This window comes from Nocardia sp. No.11 (assembly GCF_038752175.1).
Classification (GTDB): domain Bacteria; phylum Actinomycetota; class Actinomycetes; order Mycobacteriales; family Mycobacteriaceae; genus Nocardia; species Nocardia canadensis.
The window spans coordinates 1-24,813 of record NZ_JBCGFB010000010.1 but is presented as its reverse complement, the minus strand read 5'-3'; the positions used below and the strand labels follow the sequence as shown (position 1 = coordinate 24,813).

General features: G+C 69.2%; 20 protein-coding genes and 1 pseudogene. 7 read left to right on the top strand and 14 right to left on the bottom strand.

Features of this window, described 5'->3' with window-relative positions:
• Complete coding sequence (locus V8688_RS05220) at nucleotides 1-936, bottom strand: 4-(cytidine 5'-diphospho)-2-C-methyl-D-erythritol kinase (RefSeq protein ID WP_218717217.1); 936 nt, start codon at nucleotides 934-936, stop codon at nucleotides 1-3.
• A gap of 186 nt (nucleotides 937-1,122) precedes the next feature.
• Between V8688_RS05220 and V8688_RS05215 the strand changes: the two genes are divergently transcribed.
• On the top strand, nucleotides 1,123-1,329 hold the full coding sequence (locus V8688_RS05215; RefSeq protein ID WP_218717216.1) for a cation transporter: 207 nt from the start codon (nucleotides 1,123-1,125) through the stop codon (nucleotides 1,327-1,329).
• 370 nt (nucleotides 1,330-1,699) lie between these two features.
• Here V8688_RS05215 and rsmA read toward each other — a convergent pair whose 3' ends face one another.
• The 6 genes from rsmA to V8688_RS05185 all read right to left on the bottom strand — a co-directional run bounded on the left by rsmA (nucleotide 1,700) and on the right by V8688_RS05185 (nucleotide 8,766).
• The gene (gene rsmA / locus V8688_RS05210) at nucleotides 1,700-2,581 is read right to left on the bottom strand and encodes a 16S rRNA (adenine(1518)-N(6)/adenine(1519)-N(6))-dimethyltransferase RsmA (RefSeq protein WP_342800295.1); all 882 of its coding nucleotides are present in this window, start codon (nucleotides 2,579-2,581) and stop codon (nucleotides 1,700-1,702) included.
• A 34-nt stretch (nucleotides 2,582-2,615) separates the two neighbouring features.
• Nucleotides 2,616-3,770, bottom strand: coding sequence for an alpha/beta fold hydrolase (locus V8688_RS05205; protein ID WP_342800294.1), 1,155 nt, complete (start codon nucleotides 3,768-3,770; stop codon nucleotides 2,616-2,618).
• 119 nt (nucleotides 3,771-3,889) lie between these two features.
• Nucleotides 3,890-5,047, bottom strand: a complete 1,158-nt coding sequence (locus V8688_RS05200) for a lipase family protein (RefSeq protein WP_342800293.1) — start codon at nucleotides 5,045-5,047, stop codon at nucleotides 3,890-3,892.
• A gap of 113 nt (nucleotides 5,048-5,160) precedes the next feature.
• Nucleotides 5,161-6,306, bottom strand: coding sequence for an alpha/beta fold hydrolase (locus V8688_RS05195; RefSeq protein ID WP_342800292.1), 1,146 nt, complete (start codon nucleotides 6,304-6,306; stop codon nucleotides 5,161-5,163).
• A gap of 304 nt (nucleotides 6,307-6,610) precedes the next feature.
• Complete coding sequence (locus V8688_RS05190) at nucleotides 6,611-7,738, bottom strand: resuscitation-promoting factor (protein ID WP_218717211.1); 1,128 nt, start codon at nucleotides 7,736-7,738, stop codon at nucleotides 6,611-6,613.
• A 173-nt stretch (nucleotides 7,739-7,911) separates the two neighbouring features.
• A complete protein-coding gene (locus tag V8688_RS05185) occupies nucleotides 7,912-8,766 on the bottom strand; it encodes a TatD family hydrolase (protein WP_316576078.1) in 855 nt (284 codons plus the stop codon).
• Between the two features lie 78 nt (nucleotides 8,767-8,844).
• Between V8688_RS05185 and metG the strand changes: the two genes are divergently transcribed.
• Nucleotides 8,845-10,413 carry a methionine--tRNA ligase gene (metG, locus tag V8688_RS05180; RefSeq protein WP_342800291.1) on the top strand — a complete coding sequence of 523 codons (1,569 nt, stop codon included), beginning with the start codon at nucleotides 8,845-8,847 and terminating at the stop codon, nucleotides 10,411-10,413.
• 44 nt (nucleotides 10,414-10,457) lie between these two features.
• Here the strand turns inward: metG and V8688_RS05175 are convergent, their stop codons facing one another.
• Entirely contained in the window at nucleotides 10,458-11,210 is a 753-nt protein-coding gene (locus V8688_RS05175; RefSeq protein ID WP_218717208.1) for an isocitrate lyase/phosphoenolpyruvate mutase family protein, read from the bottom strand.
• Between the two features lie 45 nt (nucleotides 11,211-11,255).
• Nucleotides 11,256-11,741, bottom strand: a complete 486-nt coding sequence (soxR, locus tag V8688_RS05170; RefSeq protein WP_218717207.1) for a redox-sensitive transcriptional activator SoxR — start codon at nucleotides 11,739-11,741, stop codon at nucleotides 11,256-11,258.
• Between the two features lie 133 nt (nucleotides 11,742-11,874).
• Between soxR and arcA the strand changes: the two genes are divergently transcribed.
• A complete protein-coding gene (gene arcA / locus V8688_RS05165; protein WP_342800290.1) occupies nucleotides 11,875-13,116 on the top strand; it encodes an arginine deiminase in 1,242 nt (413 codons plus the stop codon).
• 6 nt (nucleotides 13,117-13,122) lie between these two features.
• A complete protein-coding gene (locus tag V8688_RS05160) occupies nucleotides 13,123-13,482 on the top strand; it encodes a GntR family transcriptional regulator (protein WP_218717205.1) in 360 nt (119 codons plus the stop codon).
• Between the two features lie 9 nt (nucleotides 13,483-13,491).
• Here the strand turns inward: V8688_RS05160 and V8688_RS05155 are convergent, their stop codons facing one another.
• Nucleotides 13,492-15,096, bottom strand: coding sequence for a phospholipid carrier-dependent glycosyltransferase (locus V8688_RS05155; protein WP_218717204.1), 1,605 nt, complete (start codon nucleotides 15,094-15,096; stop codon nucleotides 13,492-13,494).
• Nucleotides 15,097-15,213: 117 nt separating this feature from the next.
• Between V8688_RS05155 and rsmI the strand changes: the two genes are divergently transcribed.
• Nucleotides 15,214-16,053: a 16S rRNA (cytidine(1402)-2'-O)-methyltransferase gene (gene rsmI, locus V8688_RS05150; protein ID WP_218717233.1), complete on the top strand. Its 840-nt coding sequence runs from the start codon at nucleotides 15,214-15,216 to the stop codon at nucleotides 16,051-16,053.
• 233 nt (nucleotides 16,054-16,286) lie between these two features.
• Here rsmI and V8688_RS05145 read toward each other — a convergent pair whose 3' ends face one another.
• Nucleotides 16,287-17,414: a glycosyltransferase gene (locus V8688_RS05145; RefSeq protein ID WP_218717203.1), complete on the bottom strand. Its 1,128-nt coding sequence runs from the start codon at nucleotides 17,412-17,414 to the stop codon at nucleotides 16,287-16,289.
• A 192-nt stretch (nucleotides 17,415-17,606) separates the two neighbouring features.
• On the opposite strand from V8688_RS05145, the gene V8688_RS05140 reads away from it, so the two are divergent.
• Both V8688_RS05140 and V8688_RS05135 read left to right on the top strand, forming a co-directional pair.
• Nucleotides 17,607-17,894, top strand: a complete 288-nt coding sequence (locus V8688_RS05140) for a hypothetical protein (RefSeq protein WP_316576080.1) — start codon at nucleotides 17,607-17,609, stop codon at nucleotides 17,892-17,894.
• Nucleotides 17,894-20,491: a hypothetical protein gene (locus V8688_RS05135; protein ID WP_342800289.1), complete on the top strand. Its 2,598-nt coding sequence runs from the start codon at nucleotides 17,894-17,896 to the stop codon at nucleotides 20,489-20,491. Before V8688_RS05140 ends, V8688_RS05135 begins: the two co-directional genes overlap by 1 nt.
• Before the next feature lie 743 nt (nucleotides 20,492-21,234).
• Here V8688_RS05135 and V8688_RS05130 read toward each other — a convergent pair.
• The 3 genes and pseudogenes from V8688_RS05130 to V8688_RS05120 all read right to left on the bottom strand — a co-directional run bounded on the left by V8688_RS05130 (nucleotide 21,235) and on the right by V8688_RS05120 (nucleotide 24,804).
• A complete protein-coding gene (locus V8688_RS05130) occupies nucleotides 21,235-22,233 on the bottom strand; it encodes a GAF domain-containing protein (RefSeq protein WP_342800288.1) in 999 nt (332 codons plus the stop codon).
• A gap of 2 nt (nucleotides 22,234-22,235) precedes the next feature.
• A pseudogene (locus V8688_RS05125) lies at nucleotides 22,236-24,052 on the bottom strand (EAL domain-containing protein).
• Between the two features lie 68 nt (nucleotides 24,053-24,120).
• Entirely contained in the window at nucleotides 24,121-24,804 is a 684-nt protein-coding gene (locus tag V8688_RS05120) for a hypothetical protein (protein WP_342800287.1), read from the bottom strand.
• Nucleotides 24,805-24,813 lie beyond the last annotated feature (9 nt).

Here is a 24,813-nt window from a genome sequence, read left to right as displayed (position 1 = left end):
TCAGTGCTTCCCGTGCGCCTCGGTGTCGAGCACCCGCGCCCCCGGCACCGGACCGCTGGCCGTGCGCACACTGCGGCAGACGCCGGCACCGGCCAGTTCGGCCGCCACCGCGATCGCCGCCTCCTCGGTCTCGCACAGGAACGCGCAGGTGGGGCCGGACCCCGAGACCAGTCCGGCGAGCGCACCCGCCCCGACCCCGGCGCGCAGGGTGCGCCGCAGCTCCGGCTTCAGCGACAGCGCCGCGGCTTGCAGATCGTTGCCGAGCAGCGGCGCCAGCGTGCGCGCGTCGCCCGCGGCCAGCGCCTGCATGAGTTTCTGCGGATCGCCCAGCCGCGGCGGGTCGCCCTCGGCACGCAGTCGATCGAGTTCCCGGAAGACCGACGGGGTGGACAGGCCGTCCTTGGCCAGCGCCAGGACCCAGTGAAAGGTGTTGCGCGAGAGCACCGGAAGCAGCCGCTCGCCGCGGCCGGTGCCGAGCGCGGTGCCACCATGCAGCGCGAACGGGACGTCGCTGCCGAGTTCGGCGGCCACCGCGGACAGCTCGTCGCGGCCCAGCCCCAGATCCCACAGTTCGTTCAAACCGACCAGCGCGGCGGCCGCGTCGGCGCTGCCGCCCGCCATGCCGCCGGCGACCGGAATACCCTTGGCGATGGCGATCTCCACCAGCGGCGCGCGTCCGGCCAGATGCGCCAGGCGAACCGCGGCCTTCCAGACCAGGTTCTCCCGATCGGTCGGCACCTCGGCCGCACCCTCGCCGGTGACCCGCACCGCCAGCGACGCCGACGGGGCGAGTTCGAGCTCGTCGGCCAGCGACAACGCCTGGAAGACCGTGGTCAGGTCGTGGTAGCCATCCGGACGCAGATCACCGACTCCGAGATGCAGGTTCACCTTCGAAGGGGCGCGCACGACGACCGGGCTGGGCACAACTGACAGCACGATCACCAAGCGTAACGGGTTACCCCGACGAGTACCCGCGCTGAATCCGCGCCCCACCGGACAGGGAGAGCCACGCCACAGCAGGTGGCCGGGCGGGGGCTTGCGCCTAATACCCATGGGGGGTATGTTCGTTCGTGTCGGGGACATACCCCTGGACCGTATGATCGAAGAGCGAAGGAGTCGGCCATGGCCACCACCACCTACACCGTCACGGGGATGACCTGCGGACACTGCGTGAGCTCGGTCAAGCAGGAGATCGGCAAGATCGATGGTGTCACCAGCGTCGATGTCGACCTGGCCAGCGGTCTCGTCAAGGTCGACAGCACGAACGAGCTGACCGAGTCCGAGGTCGCCGCCGCCGTCGACGAGGCGGGCTACGCGCTGGCTGAGTAGAAGGCGGCTGGCGCCGCGGGTTTTCGGCCTCGTGACCTCGCGTCCGAGGGGCGATACTGCGCCTTCGGCGTTACGTCTCGCCCCTCGGACGCGAGGCGGCCGAAAACGTGGTGGGTGCGGAGGGCGTTTACCGATGGTTCATTCGGGGGCTGGACGCCATGAATCATCCACAGCGTCATCCACATCTGCGTCCGGCGGCGTGCCGTCGGTGGTTTTCGTCCCGGACCGGTGACGTCGTTCGTGCATCATGATCAACTCCGGCGGCGGCGAAAACCGGTTGTCCACAATTGCTTTCACAGGGTGCGCGCGTGAGTCCCGATGAACAGCCGGTGTACTGGAGGTTCGGCTGCGCGCGCCCGCGATTCGCGGATCAGCCCTGGGTGGCCAGGCGGACGAACGCCGCGGTGTCGAGTGTCTCACCGCGGGCGGTCGGATCGATGCCGGCCGCCACCAACCTGCGCTCGGACTCCGTGGGCGAGCCCGCCCAGCCGGACAGCGCCGAGCGCAACGTCTTTCGGCGCTGCGCGAACGCGGCGTCGATCACCTCGAACACGCGACGGCGATGCGCCTCGTCCATCGGCCACGGCGGCTCGGCGTAGCGATCGATACGGACCAGGCCCGATTCGACGCGCGGCACCGGCCAGAAGACCTGCGTGCCGACCGCGCCGGCGCGCCGCACCTTGCCGAAGAAGCCGGCCTTGACGCTCGGCACGCCGTAGACCCGGTTGCCCGGTTCGGCGGCCAGCCGGTCGGCCACCTCGGCCTGCACCATCACCAGCGACACCTGGATGCTCGGCAGCACCGCGAGCAGGTGCAACAGCACCGGGACCGCCACGTTGTAGGGCAGATTCGCGACCAGCGCGGTCGGCTCGGCGGGCAGCTGGTCGGGACGCACGCGCAGCGCGTCGGCCTCGACGACCCGCAGGCGATCGACCAGGCCGGGAGCGCGATCGGCGACGGTCTCGGGCAGGTAGTTGGCCAGCACCGGGTCGATCTCGACGGCAACCACTTGGTCGACGACGTCGAGCAGCGCCAGGGTCAGCGAGCCCAGACCGGGACCGACCTCGAGCACGGTGTCGCGCGGACCGACGCCCGCGGCGGTGACGATGCGGCGCACCGTGTTCGCGTCGTGCACGAAGTTCTGCCCGAGCTGTTTGGTCGGCCGGACGCCGAAACGTTCGGCCAGCGTCCGCACCTCGGCGGGACCGAGCAATGCGGCGCTACCGCGCGCGGGAATCTCTGGTTCGGGCACCGCTAGAACCTACCAACCCGGCCGATCGAGCAGCTCAGCGCTGCGGCGGGGCGGCGTGGACACGCGCGAGGAAGGCGTCCATCGCCGCGCGCTGCTCCGCCGAGACCGAGCCGTGCGTGCCCGTGCCGGGGATCACCTGCTGGTCGACGCCGTTGGCGGCGAACTGCGCGACCAGCGCCGCGTGCAGCGGGGACGGCACGATCGTGTCGGTGACGTTCATGGTCAGCAGGATCGGGGCGTCGTAGCCGCTGGTCGGCAGGGTCATGTAGGCGGCGAGGACATCGCGCAGGCCGGTCAGCGGGCGGGCGAGCAGCTCACGCGCCGACAAGCCCTTGACCGAGGCGATGATCTCGTCCAGGCAGCGCTCACCCGCCGCGTCGACGAGCGACTTGCCCAGCGGCGTCAGATAGGAGTCGACGTCGGCCTCGGGGTGGGTGGCGCGCAGCCCGGCCAGGATACTGACGACGAACGAGGTCGCCGCCGACAGCACCGGGATCTCCGGCAGTTCGGGGCCGATGAACGGCAGCACCTTCTCCACGTCGGAGGCGGCGTCGACCGCGATGGTGCCGCGGAAATCCAGCTCGGGGGCGTAGCTCTGCTGCACGTGCCCGGTGCTCAGGGCGGCGTGCCCGCCCTGCGAGACGCCGAGCACGCTCCAGGTGCGCGACAGGCCGGGATCGGCGGCGCGGGCGGCCCGGACCAGATCGATGGTGGCGGTCGCCTCGCTGCGCACCTCGAGATACGGGTGCGGGCCGGTCTCGAAACGGCCGAGGCCCAGGTAGTCCGGGGCGACCACGGCGTAGCCCTGATCGACGAATCGCTTGATCAGCGCGTCCTCGGCGGCGCGATGCTGCGGCAGCGCCGCCAGTTCGGGGTCGGCCTGGCCGCCGCAGCCGGGACCCGAGCCCGAGGTGCCGTGGTCGTAGGCCAGGATCGGCCAGCCGGTGGCCGGGGCCTCACCGTCCGGGAGATAGACCGCGCCGCTGGCCGGGCGCGCGACGCCGGCCGAGTCGGTCATCCAGTACTCGACGACCGACCCGCGCGCGAGGCCGTGCCAGCCCGCCGGTTTCGGCTCGACGGCGATAAGCGAGCCGGGCGACTGCGCCGCGGCGGGGGCGAAGGTGGCGGCGGTGAGCGCGCACGCCGTGACTGCGGCGACCACCGTCGCGCGGATCGGGTTCTTCAGCACGGATCCATCTCTCCACCGGCGACCAGGACCTGGACGAGTGTACAGATTCACGCCCGGTGCGCCCGTCGACCCGAACCCGATGTCGCCGAGGCGGTTCGGGCCCGGATCGGTCCCGTGGTTCAGCGCTGCGGCGGCGCCTGGTGGACGCGGTCGACGAAATCGGCGAGCGCGTCCTTCATCTGCCGGTTGAGCACGGTGTGCTGACCGAAACCGGTGACCGCCTCGAAGTCCACACCACCGGCCGCGAATTGGGCGACCAGCGCGGCGTGCAGCGGCGAGGGCACCACCGCGTCGGTCGCGTTGATCAGCAACAGGATCGGGGCGTCGTATCCGCTGGTCGGCACGGTCATGTACGCGGCGAGCGCGGTCCGCAGCGGGCCCTCCGACAGCGGCCGCGCGAACAGCTCGCCCAGACCGAGCCCGGCGAGATCGGCCACGATCCCATCGATGCACTGCCCGCCCGCGGCATCGACGATCTCCTTGCCCTTGGGCGTGAGGTAGGAGTCCACCTCCGCCTCGGGATGGGTGGCGCGCAGCCCGGCCAGGATGCTGACGGTGAACGCCGACAGACCCGCGGCGCCCTCGGCCTCGGGGAACCACGGGCCGAGCAGCGGCAGCGCCTTCTCGACATCGGAGGCCGGGTCGACGGCGACGGTGCCGCGGAAGTCGAGTTCGGGTGCGTAGCTCGCCTGCAGGTGCGCCGTACCGAGCGCGGCGTGGCCGCCCTGGGAGGCGCCGACGACGCTCCAGGTGCGCGAGAGTTCGGGCGTGGCCGCCCGGGCGGCGCGTACCAGGTCGATCGTGGCCGTGGCCTCGCTGCGCACCTCGAGGTACGGGTGCGGACCGGTGTCGAAGCGGCCCAGCCCCAGGTAGTCCGGCGCGACGACGGCGAAGCCCTGCTCGACCAGGCCCTGGATCAGCGCGTCCTCGGCGGCGCGGTTCACCGGAAGTGGCGCGAGATCGGGATCGGCCTGGCCGCCGCAACCGGGCCCGGAGCCGAGGGTGCCGTGGTCGTAGGCGATGATCGGCCAGCCGGTGGCGGGCGCGTCGCCCTCGGGCAGGAACAGCGCACCGCTGACGGGACGCTCGACGCCGGCCGAGTCCAGGGTCGTGTATTCGACGACCGAGCCACGCGACATCCCGTGCCATCCCACGGGTCGCGGTTCGACAGCGAGCACTCCGCCCGGTTCCGCCGAAGCGGGCGCGTGGGTGGCGCTCACCAGCGCGGCGGCGGTGACGGCGGCTGCGATGGCAGCGCGGCTCAGGGTCTTCGGCATCAGGGGGTGACCTTTCCGGCCGATCGGGAGCAACGAACTGGACGATCGTACAGTTCGCCGATCGGTAGCCAGGACACCGCTCAGGACCTGCGATGGAGCGAGCGTGGGGCAGATCAGCGCGCCCGGGCCAGGAATTCGTCGACCGCGGCGATCATCGCCGGGTTCAGCTCACAGTGTTTGCCGGTACCGACGACAGATGTGTAGTCGACACCGTTCGCGGTGAACTGGGCGGCCAGCGCGGCGTGCAGCGGCGAGGGCACCGTGCGGTCGGTGGCGTTGACGAGCAGCAGGATCGGGGCGTCGTAGCCGCTGGTCGGGACGGCCATGTAGTCGGCCATCACCGAGCGCAACGGCTCCTCGCCGAGCGAGCGGGTGAGCAACTGACCAAGCGTGAGATCGGCGACCCGCTCGTCGATCGCGTCCTGGCACAGCGTGCCGATCTCGTCGAGGACCTGGCGTCCCAGCGGGCTGAGGTAGCTGTCGACTTGCGCATCCGGCCTGGCCGCGCGCAGACCGGCCAGAATACTCACCGAGAAACCGAGGATGCCGCCGCTGACCCGATCCGGATTACCCGGCCCGAGCAGGGTGGCCACCTTCTCGACATCGGATTCCGGGTCGATGGCGATGGTTCCGCGGAAGTCCAGCTCCGGCGCGTAACTCGCCTGCCGGTGGCCGGTGCCGAGCGCGGCCTGCCCGCCCTGCGACATGCCCGCCGCCACCCACACCGGCGACAGATCCGAGCGCACCGAACGCGCCGCCCGCAGCAGGTCCAGAGTGGCGGTGGCCTCGGTGTCGATGCCCAGATACGGATGCGGCCCCGTGTCGAACCGCCCGAGCCCCAGGTAATCCGGCGCGACGACGGCATACCCCTGCGCCACCAGATGCCGCAGGAACTCGTCCTGCGGCGCCTGCGACTCCGGCCAGGGCGCGCCCGCCGGATCGGACTGCCCACCGCAGCCCGCGCCGAGCCCGGTCGTCCCGTGGTCGAAGGCGACTACCGGCCAGCCGCCGGCGGGCGCGTCACCCTCGGGCAGATACAGCGCCCCGCTCGCCGGCTGCGTCACCCCGCCGACACCCCGGGTCCAGTAGTCGATGACCTGTGCGCCGGACATCCCGTGGAATCCGTCGGCCTGCGGAATCACCGCGATCACCGTCCCCGGCGTCTGCGCGTGCGCGGGCGTCATCGGCACGCACACCCCGGCACCGGCCGCCAACACGATCGCGACAGCCACCCGCCGCCAGGCCGAAACCCCACGCATCACAACCACCCTCGACTCGACGAGCCGGGACAACGCACGAGACACAGACCCGGCGAAACGAGTGCAACCTACCGTGCCAACTCCCCGGGTCAACCCGACCCGCCGAACAACCCCGGATAGATACCCATCCCACCCACCCAGCTCCACCCGCCCCGACCCCGAGGAGGGGCAGGCCGACGTAGTCGGCCGTCGCGGCCGTCCCGTCGATCAGACGCCGTTGCGTCCGCGACGAAGGAGCAAGCAACGGTGCCTGATCGACGGGACACAAGGGGCCGCGGCTCGAGCGCGCCAGCGCTCCGGCAACTCAGCTCAGGCCGAGGCGTCCTGTGCACGCGGGCCAGGCGCCCCAGCCCTGGCGGGCGCGGGTGACCTCGGCGATGGCGATCTGCTCTTCGCGGGTGGCCAGGTCGGCGCGGGGGGCGTACTTCAGGCCGCCCTGGCGCTCCCAGGTGCTCTGGTCGAACTGGATGCCGCCGTAGTAGCCGTTGCCGGTGTTGATGGCCCAGTTGCCGGTCGACTCGCAGCGCGCGAGCGCGTCCCAGATCGCGCCGTCGCGCACCGGCGGCACCTCGGTGCCCGGCTTGGCGCCCTTGCGGATGGTCTTGGGCTGGGCGGGGGTGATGACATTGGAGTTGGTCTGCACGCGGCTGGACTCGACGCCGTTGGTCAGGGTGACGGCGAAGGTCGCCTCGTGCAGCCCGGCCACGCCCGGGTTCTCCACGACCGTGCGGCTCATGTTCATGGTCGGGTCCTCGATCACCAGCTCGGTGGGATCGAGCGGCAGGGTCTCGGTGCGCTGTTCGACGCGCTGCCGGGTGACGGTGACCTTCATGCCCTCGGTGAGCGGTGTATCGGCGGCCGGCTCGGTGAAGTCCTGATCCTCGAGCGGAATGCCCGCGGCGGTGAGGAATTCGCCGATGGTGGCGGCGGCCAGGCGCACGTCGACCGGGGCGGCGCCGCCGTCGGCGAGCGAGACCGTGCGCGGGGTGTACACGCTGAGCGCGGCGCCGGCCAGCGGCAGCTTCTCGGTGCGGGTCGGCACGACATGGGTGTCGGCCGGGATCTGCATCTGCGCCAGCGCGTCGCCCGCGGTCAGACCCGTGGTCCACACCTTGCGCTCGGCGCCGTCGACGGAGACGGTGATCTCGCGGCCGCGATTGAGCGTGATGGTGGCGCCGTCGGCGACCTTGCTCCCGGCGGCCGGGGTCACGGCGTCGTGCTCGGAGAGCTCGTAGCCCGCGTCGGCCAGGACGGCGCGCACGTCGCGGGACATGGTGGTCAGCTCGGTCCGCTCACCGTCGACGACCAGGGCGACCGTCTTGTGGTTCACGATGGCCAAGGAGGCACCGACCATGAGAATCAGCAGCATGGCCGCCACCGCCGCGTACAGCAGCGGCGAGCGAGACGAGTTGATCCGCGCAAAAGCCGACATGGTTACAGAACGATAACGAGTAGGTTTGCCTCGGACAACACCGAGCGCCCCGATCAGCGGGATCGCAGGTCACGATTCGATATAGACGTCGCTGGTAGATAACGACTATGACCGGTGAATGTGACCCGAAACACGTTTGATGTCCAGCCCCCTTCCGGCCGGACGAAACGGACTCAGCGGATCCGGTAGAGCCTGCGCGCGTTCGCGGTGGTGATCTCCGCCAGTTCGTCCGGGTCCTGCTCGCGTACCTCGGCCAGTGCGCGCACCGTATAGGGCAGGCAGTACGACTCGTTCGGCGCACCGCGATACGGGTGCGGCGTCAGGTACGGCGCGTCGGTCTCGACCAGGATCTGATCGTCGGGCACCAGCTGGGCCGCCTCGCGCAGCTCGTGCGCGTTCTTGAAACTGACCGTGCCGGAGAAGCTGAGCACATACCCCTCGGCCACGCACGCCTGCGCCATGGTGGCGTCGGAGGAGAAGCAGTGGAAGATCACGGTGTCCGGAGCGCCCTCGTCGAGCAGCACCGTGAGCAGGTCGTGGTCGGCCTCGCGATTGTGGATCATCAGCGGCTTGCGGACGCGCTTGGCCAGATCGATGTGCCAGCGGAAACCCTCGATCTGGGTCTCGATGTCGGCGCACCCGTCGAGCTTGCCGGGCCAGTAGTAGTCCAGGCCGGTCTCACCGATCGCGACCACCCGCGGGTCGGTGGCCAGGGACTCGAGCTCGGCCTTGGCCTTGTCGTCGAGGGCGTTGGCCCTGGTCGGATGCAGCGCGACCGCGGCGTAGACGCGCGGGTCCCACTGCGCGGCCCGCACGGCCCACTGCGCGGCGGCGAGATCGTCGGCCACCGTCACCACGTGCCCGACACCGACCGAGGCCGCGCGATCCACGATCGCCGTGGTCGAGGCGGCATCGGTCGCGCCACACGCGTCGAGGTGGGTGTGCGCGTCGATCAGGGGCGCGAGCGGCGGCGGAAGGGGCGGAGCCGGACGATTCTGGTTTGCCACGCGGATTACAGTAGTTCGCATCATGAGCGAGCGAAGCGAGCGGACGAGCACAGCCGCATCTGCGGTCAGGACTGAGCTGAGCGCCAGCGAGGCTCAGTCGTGAGCACACCCGACGGCGCCGAGGCGCCCGCCTTCTACATCACGACGGCCATCGCGTACCCGAACGGTGCGCCGCATATCGGGCACGCGTACGAGTACATCTCGACCGACGCGCTGGCCCGGTTCAAGCGACTCGACGGCTACGACGTGTTCTTCATGACCGGCACCGACGAGCACGGTCAGAAGATGCAGCAGACCGCGGCCACCGAGGGCATTCCGGTGCAGGAGCTCGCGGCCCGCAACTCCGACGTCTTCGAGGCGATGGACAAGGCGCTCGACATCTCCTTCGACCGCTTCATCCGCACCACCGACGCCGACCACAAGGCCGCCAGCGTCGCGCTCTGGGAGAAGATGCTCGCCAACGGCGACATCTACCTGGGCAACTACTCGGGCTGGTACTCGGTGCGCGACGAGGCCTTCTACACCGAGGAGGAGACCACCCTCCTCGACGACGGGACCCGCGTCTCGACCGAGACCCAGACCCCGGTCACCTGGACCGAGGAGTCGAACTACTTCTTCAAGCTCTCCGAGTACCAGGACAAGTTGCTGGCGCTCTACGAGGAGCGGCCCGAGTTCATCGCGCCCGCGACCCGGCGCAACGAGATCGTGAGCTACGTCAAGGCCGGCCTGAAGGATCTGTCGATCTCGCGGACCACCTTCGACTGGGGCGTCCCCGTGCCCGGCCACCCCGATCACGTGATGTACGTGTGGGTCGACGCGCTCACCAACTACCTCACCGGCGTCGGCTTCCCGCACACCGATTCGGCGGCGTTCCAGAAGTTCTGGCCCGCCAACGTGCACATCATCGGCAAGGACATCACCCGGTTCCACACGGTGTACTGGCCCGCGTTCCTGATGTCGGCCGGGATCGAACTGCCGGACCGCGTCTTCGTGCACGGGTTCCTGTACAACAAGGGCGAGAAGATGTCGAAGTCGACGGGCAATGTCGTCGACCCGCTCGCCCTGGTGTCGACCTACGGCCTGGACCAGGTGCGCTTCTTCCTGCTGCGCGAGATCTCCTACGGCCAGGACGGCAGCTACAGCAACGACGCCATCGCGGGCCGGATCAACGCCGACCTGGCCAACGAGTTCGGCAACCTGGTCCAGCGCAGCCTGACCATGGTCAACAAGAACTGCGACGCCAAGGCGCCGGCTCCGGGCGCGTTCACCGCGGACGACCAGGCGCTGCTCGATCGCGCCAACGCCCTGCTGGAGCGCTGCCGCGCCGATTTCGACGCCCAGCAGATGCACCTCGCGCTGGAGGCCATCTGGCTGACTCTCGGCGAGACCAACCGGTACTTCTCCGCCAATGCCCCGTGGGCGCTGCGCAAGTCGGGTACCGAGGAAGACCTGGCCAGGATGGCCACCGTCCTCTACGTCACCCTCGAGGTGGTCCGGATCGTGGCGATCCTGGTGCAGCCGGTGATGCCGGGTTCGGCCGCCAAGATCCTGGACCTGCTGGCCCAGGACGGCCGCGCCTTCGCCGATATCGCCACGCCGCTGGTACCCGGGATCGACCTGCCCGCCCCGGAACCGGTGTTCCCGCGTTACGTCGAGCCCAAGGAGTAGGACGCCGTGGCGCCCGCCCGCTCGCCGGGCGCCACCGGCGTGACTCAGGTCCAGGCGGCCAGCAGCTTGCCCGCTTCCACGCCCAGCGCCGCCTGCAACAGCGGCCCGAAGCTGATCCGGCCGACGCCGAGTCCGGCGAGGTGCTCCTTGGCCGGGGTCCCCGGCTGCGCGATCGCGTTGACCGGCAACGGCAGTTCGGCGGTGAGCCTGCGCTGGACGTCGTCGGCGTGCCAGCCCACCGGATACAGCGAGTCCGCGCCCGCGTCGGCGGCCAGTCGCAGCCGGGCGATCACCCGATCGACCCGGTCGGCCTCGTCCCCGTCCTGACGCAGGAACAGATCGGTGCGCGCGTTCACCACCACGTGCACGCCCGCCGCGTCGGCGGCCGCGCGCAGCCCGCCCACCAGCTCGGCGTGCTCTTCGGGGCTGCGCAGCCGCTTGCCCTCGCTGTGCACGGTGTCCTCGATATTGAGCCCGACCGCGCCGGCCGCGAGCAGTCCCTCGATGAGCCGCGCGGGCTCGAGCCCGTAGCCCGACTCGATATCGACCGACACCGGCACGTCCACCGCCCCGGTCACCTGGGTGACCCGCGCGAGCAGTTCGTCGTAGGTCATTCCTTCGCCGTCACTGCGCCCGACCGAATCGGCCACCGGGTGACTACCCAGCGTCAGCCCCGAAAAACCGGCGGCCACAGCGACATTCGCCGACCAGGCGTCCCACACGGTCGGCAGCACCACCGGATTTCCGGGCTGGTGCAGTTCGAGCAGAGTCTTGGCTTTCGCGTCCAGAGAGGTCATACCCGCGATGATGCCGCACCGCGGGCGCGCGCGCCGCGGACCCGGCTAGACGCAGCCGGAGCGCGGCGGGCAGTTCAGCTGAACGTCGAGCACACGCGCGCCCGGCCCCTCCGCGCCGAGCCGGTCGTGCTCGTTGACGAGCTTGCACGAGCCCAGTGACAGGCAGCCGCAGCCGATACAGCCGGTGAGGTTGTCGCGCAGGCGGGTGAGCTGGGTGATGCGATCGTCGAGATCCTCGCGCCAGGTGGTGGACAGCGTCTCCCAATCGCGGCGGGTGGGGGTGCGCCCTTCGGGGAGCCGGTCCAGCGCCGAGCGAATCTCACTGAGTGGGATGCCGACGCGCTGGGAGATGCGGATGAAGGCCACTCGGCGCAGCGTTTCGCGAGCGTAGCGCCGTTGATTGCCACTGGTTCGACGACTCGATATGAGACCTTCACGTTCGTAGAAGTGCAACGCGGACACTGCAACTCCACTACGATCGGAAAGCTGCCCGGGGGTCAGCTCCTTCGTTTGCCAATCGGCCGTCGTCATCTGCGCTCCTCCCGTTTTCGCCCTCAACAATACTTGAGGTTTTCGTGTCGTGTACGAAAACGGCTGGACTCCGCACCCGCCGGGTCTGCGGGTCTTCCGTGCCGAGGCGCGCTCGGCGGATTACGGTTTCCGCATGGGAACCGCCCCCGACTCGCGCTTGGCCGTCACCTCCGAGGTCGGCACGCTCCGGACGGTGCTGCTGCACCGGCCCGGCGACGAACTGCGCAGGCTCACCCCGAGCAACAACGATCAGCTGCTCTTCGACGGCATCCCGTGGGTGGAACGCGCCCAAGCCGAGCACGATTCCTTCGCCGCCCTGCTCCGCGAACGCGGCGTGGAAGTACTGCTGCTGTCGGACCTGCTCGCCGAGACGCTCGCGGTGAGCGGGGCGGCCAGGATCCAGGGTATCTCCGCCGCCGTCGACGCCCGTCGACTGGGCCACGGCCTGGCCGATCAGCTCGCGGCCGAGCTGCGCAAGGTCGAGGCCCGCGAGCTCGCCGACATCCTGATGGCGGGCATGACCTTCGACGAGCTGCCGTTCGGCCCCGACACCACCTCGCTGGTGCGCCGGATGCACCACGGCGGCGATTTCGTCATCGATCCGCTGCCCAACCTGCTGTTCACCCGCGACTCCTCGTTCTGGGTCGGCCCGAAGGTGGCGATCACCTCCCTCGCGCTGCCCGCCCGCATCCGCGAGACCTCGATCACCGATCTCGTCTACGCCTTCCACCCCCGCTTCCTCGGCGTGCGCCGCGCCTACGAATCGCACACCGCGCCGATCGAGGGCGGTGACGTGCTGCTGCTGGCGCCGGGGGTGGTCGCGGTCGGCGTCGGCGAGCGGACCACGCCGGCGGGCGCGGAAGCGCTGGCGCGCAGCCTCTTCGACGACGATCTCGCGCACACCGTGCTGGTGGTGCCGATCGCGCAGAACCGCGCCACCATGCACCTGGACACCGTGTGCACGATGGTCGACACCGACGCGGTGGTGATGTACCCGGGTGTTCGGGAAACCTTGCAGGCGTTCACGATCCGCCGCGAGGACGGCTTCTCCGGGCGCGGCGACCTGGACCGGATCAGCATCTCCGGACCCGAACCGTTCCTGCCCGCCGCGGCCGCCGCGATGGGGATCGCGAGGCTGCGGGTGATCGACACCGGCCGCGACGGGCCGACCGCCGAACGCGAGCAGTGGGACGACGGCAACAACACCCTGGCGCTGGCGCCGGGCGTGGTGGTGGCCTACGAACGCAACGAGATGACCAATTCGCGGCTGACCGACGCCGGTGTCGAGGTGCTCACCATCCAGGGTTCGGAGCTGGGCTCCGGCCGTGGCGGTCCGCGCTGCATGTCCTGCCCCCTCGCCCGAGACGAGGTGTGAGCGAGCGTGTTCCACGTCGAGCTGTCCACCGATTCCGCTCAACCGCCCTACGAGCAGTTACGCATGGCGGTGATCGAACAGGTCCGCGCGGGCACGCTCAGCGCGGGCACCAAGATCCCGACCGTGCGCGCGCTGGCCGCCGATCTCGGCATCGCGCCGAACACCGTCGCCCGCGCCTACCGGGAGCTCGAGGCCGACGGCGTCCTCGAAACCCGGGGCCGCCAGGGCTCTTTCATCGCCTCATCGGGTGACCCCACCCGCGATATCGCCGGTCGCGCGGCCGTGGACTACGTCGCGACCATCCGGCGGCTCGGCCTGCCCGATTCCGACGCGGTCGACTTCGTCCGACGCGCGCTGGACAGCTGACCCACGCCCCTAGCGCCAGCTCGGGAGCCAGAGGTGGTCCTGCCAGCTGGCGGGACTGATCGGCTGGGCGGTGAGAATCGGCCACAACCAGACGAAGTTCGCGATCACCAGGCCCAGGTAGATACTGACGATCAGCAGCCCCAGGGCGTAGCGCTCGTTGACCGGGGCCGGGAGATAGGTGCCGGTGGGACTACGCGGTATCCCGGCGGGCCGGGCCGACCCGAGGATGTCGCCGAGGATCAGCGCGACGCCCATCGCCAGGAACGGCGCGAGCACCACCGCGTAGAAGAAGTACATCTGCCGGTCCAGGGTCAGGAACCACGGCAGCAGGCCCGCACCGTACCCCACCAGCACCGCCGCGTAGCGCCAGTCCCTGCGCACGACCGAGCGCCACAGCATCCAGCCGAGGGCGGGCAGCGCCAGCCACCACAGCGCCGGCGTGCCGACGGCCATCACGGCCTTGACGCACTGCGCCTCGCCACAGCCGGTCACCGTGCCGTCGGCGTAGTAGTAGAGCATCGGGCGCAGGCCCATCGGCCAGGTCCACGGCTTGGATTCCCACGGATGGTGGTTGCCCGCGGAATTGGTCAGGCTGGAATGGAAGTCGAGGGTCTCGCCCTGGTAGTACCAGAGCGAGCGCAGCGCGTCGGGCAGGAACGCGAACGGGCCGTCGGTGCCGATCTGATTGCCGACCGCGTACCGGTACACCCCGGACTCGCTGGCGAACCAGGCCCAGTACGAGGACAGGTACACCACCAGCGGGATGACGACCAGCGCGTACAGCGCGGGCCCGACATCGCGGACCAGCGTGCCGACCCACGGTCTGCGCACCCCGTACGCGCGCCGGGCACGCACGTCGAAGGCCACGCTGAGCAGGCCGAAGAACATGATGAAGTAGATGCCCGACCACTTGGTGCCGCACGCCAGTCCGAGCAGTACGCCCGCGCCGAAGCGCCACCAGCGCACGCCGAGTCGCGGTCCCCAGTCGGTGATCCCCACCCGGCCCGCCAGATCCGCGCGGGCCAGGCGTTCGCGCACGTCGTCGCGATCGACGATGAGACAGCCGAACGCGGCGGTCACCAGCAGCGCCATGAAGATGTCGAGCATGCCGATGCGGGAGGAGACGAAGGTCAGCCCGTCGGCGATGAGCAGGATGCCGGCGAAGGCGCCGATCAGCGTCGAGCGCGACATGCGCCGCACGATCCGAATCACCAGCAGCACCAGCACGGTGCCCGCCAGCGCCGCGGTGCCGCGCCAGCCCCACGCGTTGTAGCCGAACAGGGCCTCGCTGATCGCGATGAACTGCTTGCCGACCGGCGGGTGCACCACCAGGCCGTAGGCGGGGTTGTCCTCCACGCCGCCGCCGGTGACCATCTGCCAGGCCTGCGGCGCGTAGTGCTTCTCGTCGAAGACGGGCGTGCGCGCGTCGGTCGGATAGTTCAGGTTCGCGAAGCGGGTGATCGCGGCGATCGCGGTGAGGACCAGGGTGACCGCCCAGCCGCGCGCGGTGTCGAGCGGGCCGAAATCGGGGGCGGGTCGCAGCGGAGCCGGACCGACCAGCGCCGAGGCGGGCCGTGACGGTGGCAGCGCACGCGTTTCGGTCACCGGGATCACGCCCCGATCGTAGGCGGTGCGCCCAGCGATGTCCGACCCGACACTTGTCCCCCTCCTCCGACGCGCGAACCGGCGCGACCCGCTCGCCTGACAGAATGACCCAAACTACCGGAGAGGCTGGGCGACACTGTGTTGGTCTTAGCGGCTACACCGATGGGCGACATCGGCGACGCGTCCCAGCGACTGCGCGACGCGCTCGGCTCGGCCGATGTGGTCGCCGCCGAGGACACCCGCCGGACCAAGGCCCTGGCCAAGGCGCTCGGCGTGGAGATCACCGGCCGGGTGGTCAGCTTCTACGACCATGTCGAAACCGCCCGCATCCCCGCCCTGCTCGACGACCTCGCGAGCGGGCTGACCGTGCTGCTGGTGACCGACGCGGGCATGCCGTCGGTCAGCGACCCCGGCTATCGTCTGGTCGCGGCCGCCGTCGAGCGCGATCTGCCGGTCACCTGCCTGCCCGGCCCGTCCGCGGTCACCACCGCGCTCGCGCTGTCCGGGCTGCCGGTCGAACGGTTCTGCTTCGACGGTTTCGCCCCGCGCAAGGGCGGCCAGCGCCGCGAGTGGCTGCGCACCTTGGCCTCCGAACAGCGCGCCTGCGTCTTCTTCGAAGCGCCGCACCGGCTGGCCGACTGCCTGGCCGACGCCGTCACCGTGCTCGGCCCCGACCGGCGCGCGGCCGTCTGCCGCGAACTCACCAAGACCTATGAGGAAGTCGTGCGCGGCACGCTCGGCGAGCTGGCCGCCTGGGCCGTCGAGGGCGCGCGCGGCGAGATCACCGTGGTGCTCGCCGGAGCGCAGCCGGTCTCGGCCGACCCCGCCGACCTGGTCGCCGAGGTGGAGGCCCTGGTCGAGTCCGGGTTGCGGCTCAAGGACGCCTGCGCCGAGGTGTCGGCCGGGCGCGGCGCCTCCAGGAAAGACCTGTACGAAGCGGTTCTGGCCGCCCGCAGCGAGAGCTGAACCACCGCACCGCACGGCGTTCGGGGGTGTCAGCACGCGCGGTTCCACTCCTGGTCGGCGGGTGGCGATCACCGCACGGCCCGGTCCGCCGGGTGGCGATCACGGCACGGCCCAGTCGGCCAGGTGGCATCACGGCACCGGCCCAGTCCGCCGGGCGGCGATCACAGCACAGCCCAGCCGACCAGGTTGCGCGCCGGTCCGGCCCAGCCGACCGGGTGGCCCGCCGGTCCGGGTCAGCGGTCGAGGACGGCGAGCATGCCCGCGACGGCGCGCGGCCAGGTGAACTGTTCGGCGCGGGTGCGGGCGGCCTTGCGGCGGCCCGAGGTCGGCATGGCCAGGACATCGGTGACGGCCTGCGCGAAGGCGCGGGGGCGGTCGGCGGCGATGGCGCCGCATTCGGCGGTGACGATGTCGGCCAGCGCCGAGGAGCGGCTGGCGACGACCGGGGTGCCCGCGGCCAGGGCTTCCAGCGCGGCGAGGCCGAAGGTCTCGTGCGGGCCGGGAGCGAGTGAGACATCCGCTGTGGCAAGCAGTTTCGCGACCATGGACCGGTCGCTGATGAAGCCGGTGAAGTGGACCGACGGCGCGCCGCCGGGCAGCGCGGGCAGGGTGCGGGCGCGGCGTTCGAGCGATTCGCGGCGGGGACCGTCACCGGCGACGACCAATCGCGCGGGCAGCCCGGCCCGATGCAGCGCGCCCACCGCCTCGATACTGCGGTCGACCCGCTTCTCCACCGACAACCGCCCGCAATGCACCAGCAGCGGATACCCGTCGACCCCGAGGTCGGCGCGCAGCCTACGGTCCCGACGACGCGGGCTGAACAGGTCCAGGTCGACACCCAGCGGCACCAACTCCACATTGGGCGCGCCGATGCGCTGGAACTCCTCGCGCGCGAAATCCGTCGTGCACACCACCATGTCGTAGTCGTCGGCGGTGCGGCGGTTGGCGACATCGGCGCACCGGCGCGCGGCAGGCCCCGGCAGGAACTGACCGAGCAGCCGATCGAGCCGCTCGTGCGAGATCATCACACTCGCCACCCCGCGCCGCCCGGCCCAGCGCCCGAACCCGCGCAGCGTGAGCCGATCCGACACCTCGAGCACGTCGGGCCGCAACCCACCGAGCACATCGGCGACCCGCCGCGGATCGGCCGCCCGATACCCGCCGGTGCACGGAATAGCCACGGCGGGCAAGGTGATGCGCAATGCCCCGGTCGGCAGCATTTCCTCACTGCGCCGCGCCCCCGGCACGATCAACACCACTTCGTGCCCCGCCGCCACATACCCCTCCCCGAGGTGGTGCAGCGCGGTACGCAACCCGCCCGATCGCGGGCCGTAGAAGTTGGCGAGCTGCACGATGCGCACCCTCCCGATCGTTCAGCGACACGGGTGCACTCCGGAACCGGGCCGTGGAACGGTACGTGAACACCGGGGAAAGAGATCGACACTCGGGCGCCCAGAGGAACTGGACGAATCTTGTAGAGTCGACCGACTGAAAGTTCAGGCTTGTTTGCCGGAGGGGGATTGCGTCACGTGTTGCAAGTCGATATTGACGAGTTGAGGAAGCTCGCCACAACGGTCACTTCGGTCGGCGAGGAGATCGACAAGATCGATGTCCGGACCAGCGGCGACAAGATCGGTGAGTCCTTCCCCGGTGTCGAGATCGGGGCTGCGTGCGCGAAGGCAGGCGAGTACTCCGAGGGTGCGTGGCTGCGGATCGCCGAGCGGATGCGAAAGCTGGCGGGCATCGTCAATCAGTGCGCCGACAACGTCCAGACCACCGACCAGGAATTCAAGAACCGGCTCGAGGTCATGGACTTCTTCGCCACCGGGAGCGTCGGCTGATGGCGACCCGTAACAATGTCGAGGCGTGGAAACCGGAGAAGCTGTCGGAATGGGCTCAGGAGCTCGAAGACGACACCACTGCCTACGAAACCCAGCTCGCTTCGACGCTGACTCATTTCCAGGGCACGACCTGGCAGGGCGCGGCCTATCTGGCCGCCTACGACCGTTTCCACGAGGAGAACGACCAAGGTCGCAGGCTGGCCATCGAGATTCGCGATATCACCACGGCGCTGCGCAACGCCGACTCGCGGATTGCCGGTGAGCGTAATGCGCTGCTCCGCCGGGTCTCGGATGCGGAGAACGATACCGAGTCGCCCGTCGGCCTGACAGTCGACGACAGCTGGAAGGTGTCCACCAAGCCCTACACCGAGTCCGACTACACCGACGAGCAGAAACAGAAGGTCAAGGATCGGATCACCCACCATCAAGGTCTGATCGATACCGCGAAGACGAGCCTGCTGGCGGCAGTCGGGGAAACGATCGCCGCGATCAACACTGCTTCGGACGAGGTCCGAGTGCGTGGCGATCAACTCGGCAACGGCTTGGACGTGCCGACTGCGACGACGGTCGATGTGGCGGCGCTCGGCCGCCAGGACGGCGAGACCATCGCCGATGGCAAATTGTCGGACGAGGAGATCGCTCAGATCAGTGCCCGCCTCGACCAAGCCGGACTCACCCCCGAGCAACTCGAGGCGCTGGCGAACGGCCAGGAAGTCACGGTCCCGGCATCGACAATGGACTACCTGAGCAACCTCTACGACAAAGCTGGTCGCGACGGCCTGATCGACCTCGCCGACCGCCTCGTTGTGAACGGTTCTCCGGAGTCGCTCGAACTCCGTAAGAACCTCGCGGACGGGTTGCTCACCCTGAGCAACGAGGACGTGGTCACCCGCGACAGCACCGGAGCGATCACCGAACGCGGCGGCTGGGACCAACTCCATCCCGAAGTCCGCGAACTCATCGGCACCCGGCCGGGTTTCAACGACAGCCCCGACGGCAACACCCGCGACCTGCCCGACGACTACCGGTCGGGCTTTTTCGGGCCGAACATGGACGAGTGGGCCGGTGTCCAGGAATACACCAAGGACATGCGCGGATTCGGGCAGTTCCTCGCGGCCTCCGACCAGGCCTATATTCCCGGTGAACGGTTCGGTGTCGAACTCGATCGCCAGGCCGCCAATCTGGCGTTCATCAACGACAACGGCGGATATCAGAACTACACCGGCGACCCCAACGAGCCGGAATGGCTGTCCCGAAACGAGCACAGCGCCGCCGATCTGCTGTCCGTGGGCGCCCGCAACAACGACAGCAGCTACGCGCTGTTGACCGGCAACGGCAGCGAAGAACTCTTCGGCAAGGACGTCCCAGGCCAGAGCTATGAGAAGTACGACCCGCAGGTCATCCAAGGGATCTTCCAGCACGACTGGGTCGACAACGGCGCCGCCGCCGGCGACATGATCAAGTGGATCGGCACCGAGTCTCACGAAGTCGGCGCAGACGGCAAGCTGACCACCGACGCACTTCAGGCCCGCGAAGCTCTCACCCACCTGCCCGATATCCTCACCCCGCGTGAGGACGTCGACGATCCGGACGACAACAAGCCCGACCGCAATCGCTCGGGCGGGATCGATGTGGAGGAGTTCAAGAAGACCGAGATGGGGTTCGTGAATAATCCCGAACTCTCCCGAGCGCTGTCCACCGCCATGGGATCGAACATCGATGCCTGGATCGATGGCGAACAGTATGCGACGACGACCTTCCTGTCCGACCCTGGTGAAGCACACCTCGAACTCGTCGACGCGAACCGCCTACTCTATCTGTCGAGCCAGTCCGATGAAGGTCGCCTGACTCTCGAGGTCGCCCGTTCCGCGTACGAATCGGAAATCTTGAACGGCGCATTCTCACAGACCGAGATGCGGCCGGGCGAATACTTGGGGACAAAAACCATCGAACAGCTTGCACACCTGGACGCCCGGATTTCCAACGCGGCAGCCAACGCGCTCACCTTCCAGGACCAGAACACCGTCGAGGAACACAACAACATCCAGCAGGAGATCTACGACAACAAGAAGGCTGCCGCCAAGCTCGTCGACCAGATCCTGATGGCAAACGTCGATGTCGGCTTGGACTACGCAAAAGGCCTCACACAGGACAGCCACGGACTGGGGGCCGCCACCGGCGTCGAGGGAGGTAAGAAGGTCGCGGCAATGCTCGGCGAAGGTGTCGTCGAAAGCATGATCGAGCAATACATAGACAAGCCCGAGACGTTGGAGGTCGAGTACCCCAACGAGGCCAGGATGAATGCGCAGGCTTACAGGGATTTCCAGCAGGCAATCCTGAACGCCGCATACGAACAAAACCAACTCGGCGACGCACCTCTGCTCGATCCCACCACCGGTCGACCGCTCGACATGAACAGCCCAATTTCGAACCAATCGATCGCCGACGTTGTCGCTTATCTGAATGCGCAAGGATTCGAAGAGCCGCTGTCCGACTACAAGACGGCTCATGGAATAGAAACCGTTACCGGCGCCGGCGAATCCGGCTCCAGTTTGGAAGTAATCCGGACCGGACAATCGACAACCGAGAAGAAGTGACGTATGCGGACCAACACGATTACGGCGGCAACGGCGCTCCTGGCAACCGCTCTTGCGACGACATCCTGCTCTACCGATTCTCCTCAGCCCGCTTCAACAAATTCTACCGCGGCCAGTTCGACCGTACCGATCCCATCCTTTCCCTACCCCCCCATACAATTCGCCTGGGAGATCGCGTCCCCCATGAACGAGCGGGATTCAGAGGTTGCCAGATTCGCCCTCGAGGTGGAGTCTTTGGAACGCACTTGGATCGCTTCCCATGAGGACGAGTCCCTCCTTCCCGGAATCAATGCCCGCGTCGGTCACACGAACAAACCACTGCCGCTTGACCATCGAACACTTCCCGAAACAGGAGGACGACTTTTCCGGGCGGTCGGGGTCGGTAAGGAATCCGATTCCCAGTGGACGGTCACGATTTGCGAGTACGATACCCCCGGGGTATACAAGATGGGCAACGACGGAGAACTTATTTTGAGCTCTCCAAACGAGTCTTATCGCGTTGTCCGCTCAACAGTGGCATCAACAACAGAGAAATCCGGGTCCGGCGACAATTCGGCTACGCCCAGATTGCTGGTCATGAATAACTCCGACGTAGATTACAACGAGACCGCGCGCCGCACCTGCGAACCGTTCCGACCCGACCCCTACATTCAGCAACCACCCCAGCCGATTTCGCCCGGCAAATAGGAAAGTCAGGGCTATCGAACGTTCCAACGCGGCCCGAAGCCCAGCGGCCATGTGTGCTAACCGGACTCCGGCGAGTCGTCGGACCAGACGCGGAGCAGGCCGTGGCCGGTGGCGGCGGTGGTGATGGTGACCAGTTCGGCGTGGGCGCGGATCCATTCGGACTCGGCGAAGCGAACGCGCAGCGCGAGGCGACGGGAGGTGCCGGGGCGCAGGGCGGCGTCGGCGCAGGCGGCTTGCAGGGCGGCGAGGTCGATCGGGTCGACGGTGGGGCGTTCCACCGCCCAGCGGTCCAGTGGGGGTGGTGGGTCGCCCGCCCACTCGTAGATGAGGGCGGAGGACAGCAGGATCAGGCCGACGCCGACGCCGCTGCGCTGGGAGACCGCGCGCAGCATCGTGATGTCGGGGTCGACCGCCGCGGCGTCGTCGTCGAGTTCGGGGATCGCGTGCATGAGCGCGCTCACCCGGCGCGCGCCGGGGTTGGCCCTGGTGATCATCTGGAACCGGCGAGGACACTCGTCGTCGCCGAGCATGTCGACCTGGCCCTGCCACCGGCCGCCCGGCGCCAGCTCGGTGGCCATCGCGAAGTAGTCGACCCGGCCGTCGAAGCGGACCATCCGGCCGAACGCGTCGGGCGGGGTGCGGATCACCCGCACGTGCTCGGGTGCCCTGGCGAAGACGAGTTCCTCCAGGCCGGGACCGTGATGGGCCAGTTCGGTGATGGCGTCCCAATCCCAGGCCGCGACCCGGCGGCGGGGCCGCACCGGCGCGTCGGCAGGGCCGGTCCAGACCTGCACGCCGTGGATGCCGCCGAACGCGCAGCGCACCGGTTCGGCGAGCACCAGCGTCGCACCGACGACCTCACGGGTGGATTCGCCGCGGTCCCGGCACCGGTCCACCGCCTCGCGCAGCAGCCGGGCGCGGGTCGGGCCGAGCGCGCGCGACCACCGCGACGGCGGGAGCCAGTCGCGCGCGTGCGCGTCCACCGCGACCAGCGTCGGCGCGAGCTCCCCGGCAAGGGTCTCCACCAGCAGCCATCCGCCTGCCGATATCGTCACGATCAGTTCGGTGCCACGCCGCGTCCCGCGCGTGGCAGATCGAGGTCGAGGGGAATGCGCCCTTCCCGCAGTTGCGCTTCGACTTCCTCGGCGGGCATCGGCCGGGCGATGAGGAAGCCCTGCGCGCGGTAGCAGCCGAGCCCGACCAGGGTCCTGGCCGCCATCGGCGTCTCGACGCCCTCACCGACCACGCCGAGCCCGAAGGAGCCGGCCAGGCCGATGATCGACTTCACGATCGCCAGGTCGTCGTTGCTGTCGCCGAGGCGCTGCACGAAACCGCGGTCGATCTTCACCGCGTCGACCGGCAGTGCCTTGAGGTGCGAGAGCGAGCTGTAGCCGGTGCCGAAGTCGTCGATGGCGATCTGCACGCCCATCCGCTTGAGTCCGCGCAGGGTGAGCCTGGTGCGCACGAGATCCTGCACGACGACATGCTCGGTGATCTCCAGGCAGACCGAACTGCCGTCGATCCCGAACAGCCGCAGGATGTCCTCGATGCGCTCCACGAAATCGGCGCTCACCAGCTGCACCGGCGACACATTGATCCGGATCACCACATTGGCGGCCAGCCCGCGGCGGCGCCAGTCGGCGAACTGCGAACAGGCCGACCGGATCACCCAGCGGCCGAGCTCACCGGCCAGGTTGGTGGCCTCGGCCACCGAGACGAAGGCGCCGGGCGGCAACAACCCGCGGGTGGGGTGCTGCCAGCGGACCAGCGCTTCCAGGGCCACGATCCGGCCGGTGCGCAGGTCGACCTCGGGCTGGTAGTGCAGCACCAGCGAGCCGTCGGACACCGCGCTGCGCAGGTTGAGCTCGACGTCGTCCTGGAGTTCGAACTGCGCGCGCATGGCGTCGGTGAACACCGCGACGCCGTTGCCGCCGCCGGACTTCGCCGACAGCAGGGCGTGATCGGCGCGGCGGGCACGTCCGACACCGAGGTCTCCCCCGGAATGCCCAGCGCCACACCGACGCTCACCCCGCGACTGACCGATTCCTGCCCGACCGAGACCCGCCGGCCGATGAGCTGCTGGATCCGGGTGGCCTCCAGTTCGGCGGCGACCGCGTCCATCGGCGCGGCGGGCACGATGACGAACTCGTCGCCGCCGAGCCGGGCGATCATGTCGCCGGGTTCCAGGTTCTGTTTGAGCCGGCGCGCGAGGGTGCGGATGAAGTTGTCGCCCGCGCTGTGGCCGAGGAAGTCGTTGAGCGCCTTGAGCCGGTCCAGGTCGAGGAAGAAGGTGGCGACCGGGCCCGCTTCGCCCGCGCGCAGCCGCTCCTCCATGTATTCGAGCAGGGCGCGGCGGTTGGCCAGCCCGGTCAGATCGTCGTGCAGCGCGATGTAGCGCAGCTTCTCCTCGGCGACCACGCGCGCCTGCAACTGGGCGAACAGCGCGGCGATGGCCTTGAGCACGTTGAGTTCCCGCTTGGACCAGGCCCGGTCGCCCATCTTCACGAAACCGAGCACGCCGGTCGACTCGCCGCGCGAGACCAGCGGCACGCAGGCCATGGCCACCTCGGGAATGCCCGAGGACTTGCGGATCGTCTCCTGGTAGTCGTCGCTGTCGGCGCCGGGCCGCACGATCAGCGGTTCGGTGGCGAACTCGAGGGCACGGAACACCGAATCCGCGTGCTCGAACTCGACCGTGTGCAGCGGGTCGGGATCGGGGACGTCGGGGCGGCGCGGCCATTCGGCGACCAGCACGGTCGCGCGCTTGGCGCGATCGGTGTGGCGCAGATAGCTGACGTCGACGTCGAAATGCTCGACGAGGGAGGCGAGCACCCGCTCGCTCGCCGACACCATGGTCGTGGCGTCGACACCCATCAACTCGGAGGCGACCTGGGTCACCAGTGAGTCGAGCGTTTGCCGAGGCACGTTGTCTCCGATCCGCGCTATCCGTCGTTCCTACCGCCGGGCACCGGCAACCGTCGACTGCGAACGCTCGCAGCCGCGGCGTAGCTCAGACGAAGAACCAATGCCACGTTCTCATCCTCAGGGATCCCCAGCAGGTCCTGGAAAAGCCTCTGAATGTTGGCAAGTGTATCTGTGAACTCGGAAGAAACGATGCGCAAATCCTCGCGCCGGTCGGCATAGAGGAACACCGGGGACACCGGCTGCACCGCCAGCCCCAGTAGTTGCGCCCGTAGCCACACCCTTTCCACTGCGGCACCAGCCCTCGCGTAGTCGGCCAGATCAGGTGTACCCGCTGCTCGCGCGCGGAAACCGATCGCCACCAACGCCGAGCTAGAACGCACCCGATCGACGGTGAATTCGCCCAGCGCGTTGCCCGCCGACCACTCGCGCAGCCGATCCATCACATCAGTGCGCCTGCCGACCTGGAGTTTGGCCAGTTCGTCGGGCGCCGGGTCGAGGGTGCGCACGTCGATACCGGTGCGGACATCCTCTCCCGGCCAGCGCAATTCGCCGTAGAGTTGCGCGTGCAGCTGCGGGGTCAGGTAGCGGACCCGGTCGCTGGCGCCGAGCAGCGCCGCGGCCTCGGCCAGCGCCTCGATCCCGGTGACCGCGTGCACGGTCGCGCCCTCGGCCGCGGCGGCGGTGCTCAGCGCGGGCAGCACGGTGCCGGG

Coding starts and splice junctions, on each gene's coding strand:
- arcA (WP_342800290.1), top strand. CDS start 11,875: ATGGGAACCGCCCCCGACTCGCGCTTGGCCGTCACCTCCGAGGTCGGC.
- V8688_RS05215 (WP_218717216.1), top strand. CDS start 1,123: ATGGCCACCACCACCTACACCGTCACGGGGATGACCTGCGGACACTGC.
- V8688_RS05190 (WP_218717211.1), bottom strand. CDS start 7,738: ATGTCGGCTTTTGCGCGGATCAACTCGTCTCGCTCGCCGCTGCTGTAC.
- V8688_RS05185 (WP_316576078.1), bottom strand. CDS start 8,766: ATGCGAACTACTGTAATCCGCGTGGCAAACCAGAATCGTCCGGCTCCG.
- V8688_RS05135 (WP_342800289.1), top strand. CDS start 17,894: ATGGCGACCCGTAACAATGTCGAGGCGTGGAAACCGGAGAAGCTGTCG.
- V8688_RS05200 (WP_342800293.1), bottom strand. CDS start 5,047: ATGCCGAAGACCCTGAGCCGCGCTGCCATCGCAGCCGCCGTCACCGCC.
- V8688_RS05195 (WP_342800292.1), bottom strand. CDS start 6,306: ATGCGTGGGGTTTCGGCCTGGCGGCGGGTGGCTGTCGCGATCGTGTTG.
- V8688_RS05175 (WP_218717208.1), bottom strand. CDS start 11,210: ATGACCTCTCTGGACGCGAAAGCCAAGACTCTGCTCGAACTGCACCAG.
- soxR (WP_218717207.1), bottom strand. CDS start 11,741: ATGACGACGGCCGATTGGCAAACGAAGGAGCTGACCCCCGGGCAGCTT.